The organism is Pseudomonas sp. NFACC25, from assembly GCF_900100935.1.
GTDB lineage: Bacteria > Pseudomonadota > Gammaproteobacteria > Pseudomonadales > Pseudomonadaceae > Aquipseudomonas > Aquipseudomonas marginalis.
This window is the reverse complement of record NZ_FMUC01000010.1, coordinates 161,679-176,559: the sequence shown is the minus strand read 5'-3', so window position 1 is coordinate 176,559 and position 14,881 is coordinate 161,679. Positions and strand designations below refer to the sequence as shown.

The following is a 14,881-nucleotide window of genomic DNA, read 5'->3' as shown; positions in this document are numbered from 1 at the left end:
CGTAACGCCCACGGTCCTTTTTTTTCGATCGAGATCGCCATGACCATGACCGAACAGCTGAGTGCATTGGGCTCTATCCTGGCTCAAGGCAGTTTGCACAGCCTGTTCCAACCGATCATCTGTCTGTCGGAACGGCGCATCCTCGGCTACGAGGCCCTCAGCCGCGGCCCGTCGAACAGCCCGCTGCACTCCCCCATCGCGCTGTTCTCGGTGGCGCGCCATGCCGGACGCCTCAGCGAACTGGAAATGGCCTGCCGCGAAAGCGCATGCCGCCGCTTCAGCGAGCAAAAGCTGCCGGGCAAGCTGTTCCTGAATGTCTCGCCCGAATCCTTGATGGAGACCGCTCATCAACCGGGCCGCACCCTGCAATTGCTGCGCGACTTCGGCATTCCGCCGAGCCAGGTGGTGATCGAACTCACCGAGCAGACCCCCACCGACGATTTCGACCTGCTGCAAACCGCCCTGCACCATTACCGCAACATGGGCTTTTCGATTGCCTTGGATGACTTGGGTGCCGGCTATTCCAGCCTGCGCTTGTGGTCGGAGCTGCGCCCGGATTACGTGAAGATCGACCGGCACTTTATCGACGGTATCCATCAGGATGCGCTCAAGCGTGAGTTTGTCGGCTCTATCCTGCAGATCGCCAGGGCCTCACGGGCCCAGGTGATCGCCGAGGGCATCGAATTGCCGGAAGAGCTGGCGGTATTGACCGAGATGGGCGTCGACCTGGTCCAGGGTTACCTGCTCTGCCGTCCACAGGAGCAGCCGCCACAGGAAGCGCGCCAGATGCTGCCCAAGCCCGACCAGGCCAATGTGGCCCTCAGCGAAGAAGCCGGCGACCTCAGCGCCCTGCTCAGCGAACAACCGGCGGTCGATCAGGACACCGCCACCGCCCAGGTGTTGGAGGCGTTCCGCCGCCAGGCTAACCTTAACTCCCTGGCGGTGCTGGATGGACGCGGCCACCCGGTAGGGATCGTGCACCGGCATTCACTCTCCGATGCGCTGCTCAAGCCGTTTGCCACCGACCTGTTTGCGCGCAAGCCCATCAGCCGGCTGATGAGTACGGATTTTCTGGCGGTGGAGTTGAGCCAGTCGCTGCAACAGGTCAGCCGCCTGCTGACCAGCCGCGCACGGCAACGTATCGAAGAAGATTTCATTATCACCCTCAATGGCGATTACCTCGGCCTGGGCCGGGTAATCGATGTACTCAAGCTGATCACCGAACTGAAAATCCAGCAGGCGCGCTATGCCAACCCGCTGACCCTGCTGCCCGGCAACGTGCCGATCCAGCAGTGCCTGACGCGACTGTTGCAGCAACAGCGGGAATCGGTGATCTGCTACGTGGATATCGACAGCTTCAAGCCGTTCAACGACATCTACGGCTACGGACGTGGGGATGAGGTGTTGCTGTGCCTGGCGCAGTGCCTGAACGACCGGGTCGACCCCAGCCGCGACTTTGTCGGGCACATCGGTGGCGATGACTTTCTGCTGGTATTGGGGCCACAGGATTGGCGCAAGCGGCTCAACCAGCTGCTGGACGATTTCCATACCCAGTGCCGGCGCTTCTACCGCGCCGAGCACCTCGACGCCGGCTGCTTCGTGGCGCTGAACCGCCAGGGCGTACGCCAGGAGTTTGCGTTGCTGTCATTGTCGATCGGGGTGGTGCATTTGTATCCACAGGCCTGTGGACAACTCGATGCCAGCCAGTTGGCGGAACTGGCCTCGCAGGCCAAGCACCATGCCAAGGATATGACCGGCTACAGTATCCACGTGATCGACAGCATGGACATGTTGCCCCAGGCACTTTAAGCCTCGGCAGACTCCGGATACTCGTATTCGAACACCCGCACCACTTCCGAGGCATGCCAGGAGGCGGCGGCCACACCATCGGACGGCCCGCTGAAACGCCCCAGGCGCTCCACACATTCAAAGAACCCGGTACGCGGCAGGCGACTGGCGCCCTGACTGATCACCAGGGAGCTGCGCAACGGTTGCTCGGCCTTGGCGTCCAGCGCCGCCAGGTGCTCCAGGGCAGCGGCCAGGGTTTGCATCGCCGGCGTCGGAAACTGCAGGCGCTCCAACAGTGCCCGGTAGGTCAGCAGATGGCGCTGGCGGCGCGCCTGGTCCAGTTCGTTAAGTAACCCATCCCAATGTTGACGACTGATACGTAGGCTCAAGATTCATCCCTCCACCCTGTAACGCCCAATTCCCAGGCCAGGCTGCGGCGGATTGCGGCATCCGGCTGACGTTCACCACTTTCGATCAATCCGAGATACGAGGGGCTGATGCCCACGGTGCGGGCCAACGCTTCAATCGCCAGGCCCTTGGCTTCACGCAAGCCGCGCAGGTCTGCGAGCGGGCGCAAATCCTGGTCAGGTGCGGCGTGTGCAGTAGGAGAAGGCGTCGGTGAAGGCTGTTGCTGACCGGCGGCTTTTAGCAGCGCCTGGTACTGATCCCATGGCAACACCGCGTACTCGGGTTCGCCATTGCGTGAAATTATCTGAATATCCATGACCGCCCCGTAGGATAACTGCACTTACTGAGTAAGCTCTTTCCTTAGGAGTGTAATCCTAACAGCCACAAAGGTCGCAGGGGGATAGCCACGTCATCCGTTTTTTTGCGGGTTTTCCTTGGCCAGCAAGGCCGGGGTGGCAGGCAAACGCTCAACCACCGCGAGTTTTTCCGGGCGCTGTGCGTCACGCCAGGCGCGAAACGCGCTCAGTTCGCCTTCCAGGGTCTTCATGACCCACGCCAGTACCGCGATGTCGTCGAGCATGCCGAACATGGGGATAAAGTCCGGGATCGCATCAATCGGGCTGAGGAAATACATCAACCCCGCCACCACAGAGATCAGTGCCTTGGGGCTGATGGCCCGGTACTCGCCACGCCAGTAGGCCAGGCACAGGGATTGAAGCAACTTGAGATCATCCTTGAGCTTACCCAGGCGGTTGCCCTGGCTGGAGCCTTTGGCGGCGACAGCGAACAGCAGGGTCGGCAAACGTCCACGGCCCAGCAAGCGTGCAGCCATGGGCAGGAAACGGGTGAAATTGAAGGGTGGTTTCATCTGTCACTCCAGTTCCATCAAACAGAAAGGTTATCCACACAAATTGTGGATAACCTTGTGAACAGAGCCTGTTTTACCGGCTGAAAGCCACGTCCTACAAGGCTTCCAGTCAGATCGGGCGTTTTTTGCGCACATCAAAAAAACCCAAGAATTCATTGACTTGGCGCAGATGTGCCGATACCCGTACTCGAGTCTTACATCAGACTGCTACAGCGTACGGGCGTTCGATCGGATGTCTACAGGTACTGATTTTGAAAACCCCGAAAACAACAACGCCCCGTCAAGACGGGGCGTTGTGTGTTCAAGCGCCGATTACTTCTTGGCGGCAGGTGCAGCAGGGGCTTCAGCCTTGGCTGGGTCCTTGATGGCCAGCAGTTCCAGGTCGAATACCAGCACGGAGTTGGCCGGGATTGCCGGGCTCGGGCTCTGGGCGCCGTAGGCCAGGTCGGACGGGATGTACAACTCGACCTTCTCGCCAACGTGCATCAGTTGCAGGCCTTCGACCCAACCAGGAATCACGCCGCTGACCGGCAGGTCAATCGGGCTGCCGCGATCCACGGAGCTGTCAAAGGTGGTGCCGTTGGTGAGCTTGCCGGTGTAGTGAACAGTCACCACGTCAGTCGGCTTAGGCTGTGGGCCGTCGGCTTTCTTGGTGATCTTGTACTGCAGGCCGGAAGCCGTGGTGACTACGCCGTCTTTCTTGGCGTTGTCTTCGAGGAATTTCTTGCCGGCGGCTGCCGACTCTTCGCTCATTTTGGTCATGCGTTCTTCAGCACGCTTCTGCAGTGCGGCAAACGCTTCAACCAGTTCGTCGTCTTTGAGCTTCTGCTCTTTCTTGCCGACGGCATCTTCGATGCCCTGGGCTACCGCTTTGGAATCCAGGTCATCCATGCCTTCCTGAGCAAGGCTTTTGCCCATGTTCAGGCCGATGCCGTAGGAAGCTTTCTGCGCCGGGGTTTTCAGCTCTACGCTGGTCTGCGAATCACAACCCGCAAGTACCAGGCTAACCAGGGCCACCGCCGCCGCCAACCGATGCTGTTTCATGCTATTTCCTTGTTCATGCGCCAAAAGGGCATTCGAATAAAGTCGCGAGCTTATCAGGCGGCCACGACCAATGGCTACCGGCATGTGAGCAGGAAACTTCCGATAAGTTCACGTGTTTAAAAGCATTTTCATTCATTATGGGAGCCCGCGACGGATCGCGGGACCGCCTCTCATCTGACTCATGGCCACTTGCCGCACCCGTGGCGTAGTGGGATAACAACGCGACCACTCGACAAGGCCGAGACAAGGATAGCCATCTTGCGCATTTTTTCCCGTGTTTTACTGCTGATACTCATCGCGCTGGGCCTGATCCTGGCCGTGGTGCTGTACTACACCGTCAACCCCAGGCTGCCCGACTACGTGCCGGTGGAACAGGTGCACTACCAGGACCAATGGAGCGCCGCCGACCGCCAGACCTATTACTTCACGCCCCAGGGCACCCAAGTAAAAGGCCTGCACTACAACTGGTTCACCGCCCTGGAACTGCCGTTCTCCGAGCGGCGTTTTGCCACGCCGGAGTACCTGGCGCGCTTCGGTTTCCTGGTGGACCCCAAGCAGGTGCCCACTACGCAAAACCCCGGCAACCTGCCCGTGGGCTTCGCCCGGCACAAAAACGCCGACAGCAACGTCGAGTACCTGGATATTACCTGTGCCGCCTGCCATACCGGCGAATTGCACTTCAAGGGCCAGGCCCTGCGTATCGACGGCGGCTCGGCCCAACACGTACTGCCTTCCAGCGTACCCACCTTGCGTGGTGGCAGTTTCGGCCAGGCCCTGGTCGCCAGCCTCGCCGCCACCTACTACAACCCCTGGAAATTCGAGCGGTTTGCCCGCCAGGTGCTGGGGGATCGCTACGACGCAGAGCACAGCCAGTTGCGCGAGGACTTCAAACAGTCGCTGAACCAGTTCCTCAAGGTCGCCTGGAACGACACCCACCGCGGCCTCTACCCCACCGAAGAAGGCCCGGGCCGCACCGACGCCTTTGGCCGGATCGCCAATGCCAGCTTTGGCGATGCCATTTCGCCAGACAACTACCGCGTCGCCAATGCGCCGGTGGACTACCCGCAGCTGTGGGACATCTGGACCTTCGACTGGGTGCAATGGAACGGCTCGGCCCAGCAACCCATGGCGCGTAATATCGGTGAAGCCCTCGGTGTAGGCGCGACGTTGAGCTTTTTCGACGCCGCCGGCCAACCGCTTCAGGGCGATGCGCGCTACCCGTCGAGCGTCAGGGTGCGTGACCTCAACCGGATCGAAGAAACCCTGCAACGCCTCAAACCACCGACCTGGCCCGAGGACTTGTTCGGCCCCGTCGACAAGCCCCTCGCCGCCCAGGGCCGCGCGCTGTTCGCCGAGAACTGCGCCGGCTGCCATGTGCCGGCCGTCACCGAGGAACATGGCCGCCCGGTGCAGCAGCTGAAAATGCTGCCGGTGGCGTACATCGGCACCGACCCCGGTACCGCCAGCAACATTGCCGACCAGCGCTATGACCTCAGCGCCCTGCAGTGGGACCCGGCGGAACTGGCCAAGCTCAATGTCGAACTGCACCCCACCCCCACCGAGCCGCTGGACCTGAAGAAAATCTCCGTGGCCAAGGGCCTGGCCTACGTCACCGCCTTCGTCGAAGACCACGCCTACCGCGCCGCCGGCGTCACCCCGGCCGAGCGCACGGGCCTGGATGGCTACGGCCTGCCCATTGGCGTGCGCGAGTTGCGTGCCTACAAGGCCCGCCCGCTGGCCGGTGTGTGGGCGACCCCGCCGTTCCTGCACAACGGCTCGGTGCCGACGATCTACCAGTTGCTCTCGCCTCAGGATGAACGCAGCACCACCTTCTATAAAGGCACCTTCAACTACGACCCGCGTCACCTGGGCTTTGAGACCGCAGCGTTCAAGAATGCCTTCCTGTTCGATACCAAACTCACCGGCAACCACAACAGCGGCCACGAATTCCGTGCAGGCAAGCGTGGCAATGGCGTTATCGGCCGCAGCTTGCTGCCGCAGGAACGCTGGGCACTGCTGGAATACCTCAAAGTGCTGGGCGGCCCGCTGGAGCAACAACTGCCATGATGATCCGATCTCGATACGACCAACCTTCCCTGCTCGCCCGCCTGTGGCTGCGCCTTGGCCGGTTTCTCGGCAAGACCCTGTTGTGGCTGGTGGGCCTGGGCCTGCTCGGCTGGCTGGCGAGCACGGCGTGGTTTGCCTGGCAGCACAGCGGACCGGTGTCGCCGGACGAGCAGATCCCTGCGGGTGAAGCGGCAATGACCCAGGGCATTATCCAGACCGCCGTGCGCATCGTTGACCAGCATCGCGAAGGCACGCGCTACCTGCGCGATGCCCACGCCAAGGCCCATGGTTGCGTGAAAGCCGAAGTCAGTGTGCTGGCCGATCTCGACCCGGCGTTGCGCCAGGGTGTATTTGCCGAACCAGGCAAGACCTGGCAGGCCATGATGCGCTTGTCCAACGGCAACGCCTACCCGCAGTTCGACAGCATCCGCGATGCCCGGGGCATGGCGCTCAAGTTGCTGGACGTGCCGGGCAAACAATTGCTCGCCGACCAGCAGGCCCGCACGGAACAGGACTTCGTGATGTTCAGCCACCCGAATTTCTTTGTCAGCGATGTGGCGGAGTACGCTCAGAACATCGGCGCCCAGGCGGATGGCAAGAAAGTCCTGGCGTTCTTCCCCAAGGCCGACCCGCGCAGCTGGCAGGTGCGTCACCTGTTTATCGCCCTGGCAACCCTGGCACCCGCACCGGCCAGCCCGACGCAGACCACCTATTTTTCGGTATCGCCCTACAAGTTCGGCGCGGCCAATGCCAAGTTCCGTGTGGCGCCCGACCCACAGAGCTGCCCGGAATACGCCTTGCCCAAGCAGAACCAGGACCTGCCGAACTTCCTGCGCAGCGCCTTGAGCCAGCAGCTGTCCACCGACCGCGTGCCGGCATGTTTCGTGTTGCAGATCCAGCGGCAGAACCCGCAGAAATTCATGCCGATCGAAGACACCAGCATCGAGTGGAAGGAGAGCGATGCGCCCTACGAGAGCGTAGCCAAGGTGCGGATCCCGGCCCAGGATTTCGATACGCCCGAGCAGAACCTGGCGTGCGACAACCAGTCGTTCAACCCATGGTTTGGCGTAGCCGAGCATCGGCCCATCGGTGGCATCAATCGCTTGCGCAAGGCGGTGTATGAAGCGGTCAGCGATTACCGCCACAGCCGCAACGCCCCGTAAAGACTGCGTAACAATGGGCCCGGCGTCGTAAGGATTGCGTCGGGTCTATTGAGGCGCTTTCGTCGTAACTCTACCGTGGACGCCTACTCCATCACGTAGGAAGCCCATCGTGGAAAGCTCAACCCTAGGCATGATCGTCCTGACCATAATCGCCGTGTTCGGCACTGCGTCTTTTTGCTTCGAGCACTTGGCCACGCGCCAGCCACGCAAGAAAAAGGTCAGGTAGCGTCAGCGCAAAGGCAAGGCGTAGAAAGATCAAATCGCAGGCCAAAAAAAGCCCGCTCAATGAGCGGGCTTTCTGTGGTGACCTGGCGTTCAGCGTTCCAGGCTACCGAATATGGCGCAGCGGACGGGACTCGAACCCGCGACCCCCGGCGTGACAGGCCGGTATTCTAACCGACTGAACTACCGCTGCGCGTAACACATGAAGCGAATGGTGGGTGATGACGGGATCGAACCGCCGACCCTCTGCTTGTAAGGCAGATGCTCTCCCAGCTGAGCTAATCACCCTTCGTCTCGGTGTGGCGCGCATTCTACGGAGCGACCTTATGTCTGGCAAGCACTTTCTTAAATCTTTTTTTTGAGGCCTTCCAATGGCTTAGGCAGGGTTGGCCTGGGGCGCTATCAAGAGAATAATGCCCCCCTTTGTATAAAGGAGAGACTCACCCCATGTGGTTCAAGAACCTGCTTATCTATCGCCTGACCCAAGATCTGCCTGTTGATGCCGAGGCGTTGGAAGCGGCCATGGCCACCAAACTGGCGCGCCCTTGTGCCAGCCAGGAGTTGACCACCTACGGTTTCGTCGCACCGTTCGGTAAAGGTGAAGACGCTCCCCTGGTTCACGTCAGCGGTGACTTCCTGCTGATCGCCGCCCGCAAGGAAGAACGCATCCTGCCGGGCAGCGTGGTGCGTGACGCACTGAAAGAGAAAGTCGAAGAGATCGAGGCCGAGCAAATGCGCAAGGTCTATAAAAAGGAACGCGACCAGATCAAGGATGAAATCATCCAGGCCTTCCTGCCCCGCGCTTTTATTCGCCGCTCGTCGACCTTTGCCGCCATCGCGCCGAAGCAAGGCCTGATCCTGGTGAACTCGGCCAGCCCGAAACGCGCCGAAGACCTGCTCTCCACCCTGCGTGAAGTGATCGGCACCCTGCCGGTGCGCCCACTCACCGTGAAAACCGCGCCCACCGCCATCATGACCGACTGGGTCACCACCCAGAAACCGGCCGATGACTTCTTCGTCCTCGACGAATGCGAACTGCGCGACACCCACGAAGACGGCGGCATCGTACGTTGCAAGCGTCAGGACCTGACCGGCGAAGAAATCCAGCTGCACCTGACCACCGGCAAAGTCGTGACCCAACTGTCCCTGGCCTGGCAGGACAAGCTGTCCTTCATGCTTGACGACAAGATGACCGTCAAGCGCCTGAAGTTCGAAGACCTGCTGCAAGACCAGGCGGAACAGGACGGTGGCGAAGAGGCCCTGGGTCAGCTGGACGCCAGCTTCACGCTGATGATGCTGACCTTCGGCGACTTCCTGCCGGCGTTGATCGAAGCCCTCGGCGGCGAAGAAACCCCGCAAGGTATCTAAGCCGTTTGAAGATCAAATTGTGGGAGGGGCCCCTCCCACAGTTGATCGCAGTTGCACTTCAAGCATCTAACAACAAGGACACCCCCATGCGCGCACTCGCCGCCTTGAGCCGCTTCGTCGGCAATACCTTCGCCTACTGGGTGCTGATCTTCGCCGTTGTCGCGTTCCTCGAGCCCAGCTGGTTCATCGGCCTGAAAAGCGCCATCGTCCCGCTGCTGGGCCTGGTGATGTTCGGCATGGGGCTGACCCTCAAACTTGAAGACTTCGCCGAAGTCGCTCGCCACCCGTGGCGCGTGGCCCTGGGCGTGGTCGCGCATTTCGTGATCATGCCGGGGGTGGCGTGGCTGCTGTGCCAGGCCTTTCACCTGCCGCCGGAAATTGCCGTCGGCGTGATCCTGGTCGGTTGCTGCCCAAGCGGCACCTCGTCCAACGTGATGACCTGGCTGGCCCGTGGCGACCTGGCGCTGTCGGTGGCCATCGCTGCCGTCACCACCCTCCTCGCCCCGCTGCTCACCCCGGCGCTGATCTGGCTGTTGGCCTCGGCCTGGTTGCCGGTGTCGTTCATGGAGTTGTTCTGGTCGATCCTGCAAGTGGTGCTGCTGCCGATCGTGCTCGGCGTGGTCGCGCAACGCGTGCTCGGCGAGCGGGTCCGCCATGCAGTGGACGTGCTGCCCCTGGTGTCGGTGGTCAGCATTGTGATCATCGTCGCCGCGGTAGTGGCTGCCAGCCAGGCGAAAATTGCCGAATCGGGCCTGCTGATCATGGCTGTGGTGATGCTGCACAACAGCTTCGGCTACGTGCTGGGCTACTTCACCGGCCGTGTGTTCAAACTACCATTGGCCCAACGCAAGTCGTTGGCACTGGAAGTGGGCATGCAGAACTCAGGGCTGGGCGCCGCCTTGGCCAGCGCGCACTTTTCGCCGTTGGCGGCAGTGCCCAGTGCGTTGTTCAGTGTCTGGCACAATATTTCCGGGGCATTGCTGTCGACGTATTTCCGCCGCATGAGCGAGAAGGAAGACCGCCGCGTACTGGAGAACACGCCGCAAACTTGATCGCATGATCAATTTTCGGCACTCTACCGGGCTTCGCGGGGACGACCTCGCGACGCTGTCGAGGCGCACAATCCGGGGACGACCCCGCCTATGGAAGCGAGGTCATCATGTCCTGGATCATTCTGTTTTTTGCCGGTCTGTTCGAAGTCGGCTGGGCCGTCGGCCTGAAGTACACCGACGGTTTCAGCAAGCCACTGCCCACCGCCCTGACGATTGCCGCCATGGCCATCAGCCTCGGCCTGCTGGGGCTGGCCATGAAAGAACTGCCCCTGGGCACCGCCTATGCCATCTGGACCGGTGTGGGCGCGGTGGGCACCGTGATTGCCGGGATTGTCCTGTTCGGGGAGTCCATGGCGTTGTTTCGATTGGCCAGTGTGGCGTTGATCATTTGCGGGCTTGTTGGGCTTAAGATCAGCGCTTAGGCCGCTACCGCCATCGGGGGCAAGCCCCCGATGAGTCCGGTACATCCAGCACAGAACTACCTGACACTCCCCCGCAAAACACCCACCACCGCCTGCAACTGCGCAGGCGTAGCCGCCTCCACGGCAACAGGCTCACCCGCCACCAATACCACCCGCGACCAGATCCGATGAAAGAAGCCCTTGTGCGGATCGCGGCTGAAGAAACTCCCCCACAGCCCCTGCAACGCCATCGGAATCACTGGCACCGGTGTCTCTTCCAGGATGCGCGTCACCCCACCACGGAACTCATTCATCTCGCCATCCGCCGTCAATTTGCCTTCCGGGAAGATACACACCAACTCCCCGTCCTTCAGGTACTGGGCAATGCGCGTAAAGGCCTTTTCGTAGATCTGGATGTCTTCATTGCGCCCGGCAATCGGAATCGCCCCGGCGGTGCGGAAGATAAAGTTCAGCACCGGCAAACGGTAGATCTTGTAGTACATGACAAAGCGAATCGGCCGACGCACCGCGCCACCGATCAACAACGCATCGACAAACGACACGTGATTGCACACCAGCAACGCCGCGCCTTCGTCCGGGATCAGGTCGAGGTTGCGATGCTCCACGCGGTACATGGAGTGGCTGAGCAGCCAGATCATGAAGCGCATGGTGAACTCGGGGACGATCTTGAAGATGTAGGCATTGACCGCGATGTTGAGCAGCGACACCACCAGGAACAACTCCGGGATCGACAGCTTGGCCACGCTCAGCAGCAGGATCGACACGATCGCCGAGACCACCATGAACAGCGCATTGAGAATGTTGTTGGCGGCGATCACCCGCGCCCGCTCGTTCTCGGCGGTACGCGACTGGATCAGCGCGTACAGCGGCACGATATAGAAGCCGCCGAACACACCCAGGCCAAGGATATCGAACAACACCCACCAGGCCTGGCCGTAGCTGAGCACCGCGAGCCAATCGTTGGCCTGGACGTTCTGCGGGAAACCGCCGGAATGCCACCAGAGCAGCAGGCCGAACACCGTCAGGCCGAACGAGCCAAACGGCACCAGGCCGATTTCCACCTTACGCCCGGAGAGTTTTTCGCAGAGCATCGAGCCCAGGGCGATGCCCACCGAGAACACCGTGAGGATCAGGGTGACCACGGTTTCATCGCCGTACAACCATTCCTTGGCGTAGGCCGGGATCTGCGTCAGGTAGATCGCGCCGACAAACCAGAACCACGAGTTACCGACAATCGAGCGCGACACCGCGGGCGTCTGCCCCAGGCCCATGCGCAGCGTGGCCCAGGACTGGGTGAAGATATTCCAGTCCAGGCGCAGTTGCGGCGTGGATGCGGCCGCCCGTGGAATGCTGCGGCTGGCCAGGTAACCCAGCACCGCCACGCCGACAATCGCCACCGCCACGATCGGCGCGTAATGGGTGGACGACATCATGATCCCGGCGCCAATGGTGCCGGCCAGGATGGCCAGGAACGTGCCCATCTCCACCAGGCCGTTGCCACCTACCAGCTCATCTTCGTGCAGGGCCTGGGGCATGATCGAGTACTTCACCGGACCGAACAGCGCCGAGTGGGTACCCATGGCAAACAACGCCAGCAGCATCAATTCCAAATGGTTGAACAGGAAGCCTGTGGCACCGACGGCCATGATCACGATCTCGCCGATCTTGATCGCACGGATCAACGCATCCTTGTTGAATTTCTCGCCAAACTGCCCGGCCAGCGCCGAAAACAGGAAGAACGGCAGGATAAACAGCAAGGCGCACAGGTTGACCCAAATGCTGCGGTCACCGTCGATGGTGAGCTTGTAGAGAATCGCCAGGATCAGCGATTGCTTGAAGATGTTGTCGTTGAAAGCGCCCAGCAACTGGGTGATGAAAAACGGCAGGAAGCGCCGTGTGCGCAGCAAGGTGAATTGTGAGGGGTGGCTCATCGTCCGTGTTCCTGCGTGGCCTAATAGTTATCAGGCCACGACTTTACCTAACTCCGCTTACTTATTCCCTAGTCCTGCAATGCACGGCGAAACAAAAAGCTCGCCTTTGTAGGCGCCCTGCACAGTGCGCTTGGCCACGATCAGCCACATCAGCGCCAACGCCGCCACCAGCAGGCTACCGAAGGCGCTGAAGAAGCCCAGGTGCAGCAGGTTCGCCAGCTTCAGCGTGGCCAGGGCGTACACCCCCAACGGGAAGGTGAAGCCCCACCAACCGAGGTTGAATGGGATACCGCCGCGCAGGTAACGCAGGGTGATCAATACTGCGATCAGCATCCACCACAAGCCGAAGCCCCACAGGGTGATGCCTGCGACCAGGCCGAGCCCATTGGCTATTTCACCCACGCCGGGCAAGCCATTGGCGGCAAAGATCGCCGGAGCATCGCCGCCCAGCAACAACATGCCCAGGGCACCGGTACCGATCGGGCCCAACGCCAGCCAGCTCGACGCCGCCATGTTGGCGTGGGGCAGTTTGTGCAGGGCCATGCGCAACATCAGGATGGTCAGGATGCTGAACGCCACCGGCAGGGAAAACGCCCACAACACGTAGCTGGTCACCAGCATCACCAGTTGCGAATGAGCGTCCGCCAGGTGCGGCGCGAGCAAGCCGCCGCTGGCTGCGGCGACTTCGGCCGCCACCACCGGCAGCAGCCAGACCGCAGTCATCTGGTCGATGCTGTGTTCCTGGCGGGTGAACATCATGAAGGGAATCAGCACACCGCAGGCCAGGGCCATCGCCACATCCAGCCACCACAGGGCTTCGGCCAGCGGGATCACATCGGCGCCCCAACGCGGCAGGCCAAACAGCAGCAAGCCATTGAGAATGGTCGCCAGGCCCATGGGGATGGTGCCGAAGAACATCGAGACCGTGGAGTGCCCGAAAATCCGCCGCGCCTCGTGGAAAAACATCACCCAGCGCGCGGTATACAAGGCACTGAACAGAATGAACAGGCCAATGGTGAACCACCACAGTGCTTCGGCAATGGCCTGCACACCTGGCAGGTTGACCGGCCATTGCGCCAGGGCCAGCGCCAGCACCCCGGTGCCCATGGTCGCGGCGAACCAGTTGGGGGTGAATTGGCGAATCACTTCCCGAGGCCGGGTCAGGTGACTGAAGGGTTTGTAGCTGATGGTCGTCGAGCAGTTCATGATGGCAATCCTCTTCCTCGCATGAGGTTGAGGCCATGGTAGAACCTGATCGAATATCTATATAACGGGTAATATCTCTAACTGTTATCTACTTTACAGATATGCAGGCCGCCTTGGATTTTGCCGAATCCTGCAGCAGCAAGGCGACCAACGCCCCGAGGGCCAGCAGGATCAGTACGGCGCCGTAACCGTCGGTGGTGACGATCAGGCCAAAGCGGCGAATCAGGTTGCCCGCCAGCAGCGAAGGCAAGCAAAACGCCAAATAACTCAGCACATAGAATGCCGACATCAAGCCTGCCCGTTCATGGGGCAAAGCCAGCGGCACCACACTGCGCAATGCGCCGAGAAAGCCGGCGCCAAAGCCGCTGCCGGCGATCAATGTGGCGATAAAAAACAGCAGCAGGCTGGCGCTGTGCACCGCCGTAAGGATCAGCGCCACCCCCACCGCCAGCAGCGTCGCGCCCAGGCGCAGCACCTTGCTGGCCGGGCGATTGCGCAGGGTGAAGATCATCAGCGCCCCGCTCAACGTCAGCACCGCCACCAGGCCGCCACCGATAAGGTTCGATGTAGAGCCTGTCGCCGCCCGTACCAGCGACGGCGCCAGGGACAGGTAAAAGCCCCCCATCGCCCACACCGCCACGTCCACCGGCAATGACAGCCACAACGCGCGACGCGCCTGGGGCGGCACATGCAGCGTGGGGCGCAGCGAGGCCAGTGCACCGGGAATACGATCAACGGTTTCCGGCAGGCGCCACACATACAGCGCCTGCATCAGCATCAGCGCCAGCAGCGTCCAGTAGATCAACTGCGTCGGCAGTGGCGCGAACTCCGCCAGCACACTGCTGCCCATCGCACCGCACGCCATGCCCAGCAGAGGTGCCACGCTGTTGACCAGCGGGCCCTGCTGGCGGTCGGTGTCGAGCAAGGCCGCGCCCAGCACCGCCGTGGCCATGCCGGTGGCAAACCCCTGTACGGTACGCGCTGCGATCAGCCAGGCCACGCTGTCTTCATTGATAAACAGCAGCATCGCCAACATATTCAGGACCAATGCCGTAAAAATCACGGGCCTGCGTCCCAGGTGGTCCGACAGCGAGCCCACGGTCAACAGCGCCGCCAACAGGCTCAAGGCGTACACGCCAAAGATCAGCGTGAGCGTGCCCGCCGAAAAATGCAGGCCCTCCTGATACAGGTGGTACAACGGTGTCGGCGCACTGGAAGCGGCGAGAAACGTCAGCAACGTGACCGCGAGGAACACCAGGCTGGAACGATGAGAAGTGAGGCTGGACATGGGCACGCTCCGCTAAAGCTAATTTTTTGCTTTTGCGGAGTGTGCTACTCGCCG

At 61.3% G+C, this 14,881-nt stretch carries 13 protein-coding genes and 2 tRNA genes; 6 read left to right on the top strand and 9 right to left on the bottom strand.

The genetic code is table 11. From position 1 onward, the window contains the following. The first annotated feature begins 39 nt into the window (after positions 1-39). Positions 40-1,809, top strand: coding sequence for a bifunctional diguanylate cyclase/phosphodiesterase (locus BLQ09_RS22250; protein WP_043293707.1), 1,770 nt, complete (start codon positions 40-42; stop codon positions 1,807-1,809). Here BLQ09_RS22250 and BLQ09_RS22245 read toward each other — a convergent pair. From BLQ09_RS22245 to BLQ09_RS22230, 4 genes are all read right to left on the bottom strand, one after another. Beyond that, the gene (locus tag BLQ09_RS22245; protein ID WP_005786715.1) at positions 1,806-2,177 is read right to left on the bottom strand and encodes a hypothetical protein; all 372 of its coding nucleotides are present in this window, start codon (positions 2,175-2,177) and stop codon (positions 1,806-1,808) included. The genes BLQ09_RS22250 and BLQ09_RS22245 overlap by 4 nt on opposite strands. Continuing rightward, entirely contained in the window at positions 2,174-2,512 is a 339-nt protein-coding gene (locus tag BLQ09_RS22240; protein WP_027607109.1) for a helix-turn-helix domain-containing protein, read from the bottom strand. Before BLQ09_RS22240 ends, BLQ09_RS22245 begins: the two co-directional genes overlap by 4 nt. A gap of 93 nt (positions 2,513-2,605) precedes the next feature. Then, positions 2,606-3,064 carry a YkvA family protein gene (locus BLQ09_RS22235; protein ID WP_027607108.1) on the bottom strand — a complete coding sequence of 153 codons (459 nt, stop codon included), beginning with the start codon at positions 3,062-3,064 and terminating at the stop codon, positions 2,606-2,608. A 312-nt stretch (positions 3,065-3,376) separates the two neighbouring features. Further along, on the bottom strand, positions 3,377-4,108 hold the full coding sequence (locus tag BLQ09_RS22230; protein ID WP_012723274.1) for a BamJ family beta-barrel-assembly machinery protein: 732 nt from the start codon (positions 4,106-4,108) through the stop codon (positions 3,377-3,379). A gap of 258 nt (positions 4,109-4,366) precedes the next feature. Here BLQ09_RS22230 and BLQ09_RS22225 point away from each other — a divergent pair, with 258 nt between their 5' ends. Continuing rightward, positions 4,367-6,175: a di-heme-cytochrome C peroxidase gene (locus BLQ09_RS22225; RefSeq protein ID WP_092358563.1), complete on the top strand. Its 1,809-nt coding sequence runs from the start codon at positions 4,367-4,369 to the stop codon at positions 6,173-6,175. Then, positions 6,172-7,338: a catalase family protein gene (locus BLQ09_RS22220; protein ID WP_092358561.1), complete on the top strand. Its 1,167-nt coding sequence runs from the start codon at positions 6,172-6,174 to the stop codon at positions 7,336-7,338. The genes BLQ09_RS22225 and BLQ09_RS22220 overlap by 4 nt, the downstream gene beginning before the upstream one ends. A gap of 338 nt (positions 7,339-7,676) precedes the next feature. Here the strand turns inward: BLQ09_RS22220 and BLQ09_RS22215 are convergent. Both BLQ09_RS22215 and BLQ09_RS22210 read right to left on the bottom strand, forming a co-directional pair. Next, a tRNA-Asp gene (locus tag BLQ09_RS22215) sits at positions 7,677-7,753 on the bottom strand. A 19-nt stretch (positions 7,754-7,772) separates the two neighbouring features. Further along, positions 7,773-7,848, bottom strand: a tRNA-Val gene (locus BLQ09_RS22210). A gap of 159 nt (positions 7,849-8,007) precedes the next feature. Here BLQ09_RS22210 and rdgC point away from each other — a divergent pair. The 3 genes from rdgC to sugE all read left to right on the top strand — a co-directional run bounded on the left by rdgC (position 8,008) and on the right by sugE (position 10,402). Further along, entirely contained in the window at positions 8,008-8,928 is a 921-nt protein-coding gene (gene rdgC / locus BLQ09_RS22205; protein WP_027607105.1) for a recombination-associated protein RdgC, read from the top strand. A gap of 86 nt (positions 8,929-9,014) precedes the next feature. After that, positions 9,015-9,980, top strand: a complete 966-nt coding sequence (locus BLQ09_RS22200) for a bile acid:sodium symporter family protein (RefSeq protein ID WP_092358559.1) — start codon at positions 9,015-9,017, stop codon at positions 9,978-9,980. 107 nt (positions 9,981-10,087) lie between these two features. Beyond that, on the top strand, positions 10,088-10,402 hold the full coding sequence (gene sugE, locus BLQ09_RS22195; protein WP_027607103.1) for a quaternary ammonium compound efflux SMR transporter SugE: 315 nt from the start codon (positions 10,088-10,090) through the stop codon (positions 10,400-10,402). A 56-nt stretch (positions 10,403-10,458) separates the two neighbouring features. On the opposite strand, the gene BLQ09_RS22190 is transcribed toward sugE, so the two are convergent. From BLQ09_RS22190 to BLQ09_RS22180, 3 genes are all read right to left on the bottom strand, one after another. Then, positions 10,459-12,333: an MFS transporter gene (locus BLQ09_RS22190; RefSeq protein WP_092358557.1), complete on the bottom strand. Its 1,875-nt coding sequence runs from the start codon at positions 12,331-12,333 to the stop codon at positions 10,459-10,461. Positions 12,334-12,390: 57 nt separating this feature from the next. Further along, positions 12,391-13,539 carry a TDT family transporter gene (locus BLQ09_RS22185; protein ID WP_027607101.1) on the bottom strand — a complete coding sequence of 383 codons (1,149 nt, stop codon included), beginning with the start codon at positions 13,537-13,539 and terminating at the stop codon, positions 12,391-12,393. Between the two features lie 88 nt (positions 13,540-13,627). Continuing rightward, positions 13,628-14,827: an MFS transporter gene (locus tag BLQ09_RS22180; RefSeq protein ID WP_027607100.1), complete on the bottom strand. Its 1,200-nt coding sequence runs from the start codon at positions 14,825-14,827 to the stop codon at positions 13,628-13,630. Positions 14,828-14,881 lie beyond the last annotated feature (54 nt).

What these genes read in the sequence shown, in the direction of transcription:
- BLQ09_RS22250 (WP_043293707.1), top strand. Translation starts at nt 40, where the DNA reads ATGACCATGACCGAACAGCTGAGTGCATTGGGCTCTATCCTGGCTCAA.
- BLQ09_RS22240 (WP_027607109.1), bottom strand. Translation starts at nt 2,512, where the DNA reads ATGGATATTCAGATAATTTCACGCAATGGCGAACCCGAGTACGCGGTG.
- BLQ09_RS22235 (WP_027607108.1), bottom strand. Translation starts at nt 3,064, where the DNA reads ATGAAACCACCCTTCAATTTCACCCGTTTCCTGCCCATGGCTGCACGC.
- BLQ09_RS22230 (WP_012723274.1), bottom strand. Translation starts at nt 4,108, where the DNA reads ATGAAACAGCATCGGTTGGCGGCGGCGGTGGCCCTGGTTAGCCTGGTA.
- BLQ09_RS22220 (WP_092358561.1), top strand. Translation starts at nt 6,172, where the DNA reads ATGATGATCCGATCTCGATACGACCAACCTTCCCTGCTCGCCCGCCTG.
- rdgC (WP_027607105.1), top strand. Translation starts at nt 8,008, where the DNA reads ATGTGGTTCAAGAACCTGCTTATCTATCGCCTGACCCAAGATCTGCCT.
- BLQ09_RS22200 (WP_092358559.1), top strand. Translation starts at nt 9,015, where the DNA reads ATGCGCGCACTCGCCGCCTTGAGCCGCTTCGTCGGCAATACCTTCGCC.
- sugE (WP_027607103.1), top strand. Translation starts at nt 10,088, where the DNA reads ATGTCCTGGATCATTCTGTTTTTTGCCGGTCTGTTCGAAGTCGGCTGG.
- BLQ09_RS22190 (WP_092358557.1), bottom strand. Translation starts at nt 12,333, where the DNA reads ATGAGCCACCCCTCACAATTCACCTTGCTGCGCACACGGCGCTTCCTG.
- BLQ09_RS22185 (WP_027607101.1), bottom strand. Translation starts at nt 13,539, where the DNA reads ATGAACTGCTCGACGACCATCAGCTACAAACCCTTCAGTCACCTGACC.
- BLQ09_RS22180 (WP_027607100.1), bottom strand. Translation starts at nt 14,827, where the DNA reads ATGTCCAGCCTCACTTCTCATCGTTCCAGCCTGGTGTTCCTCGCGGTC.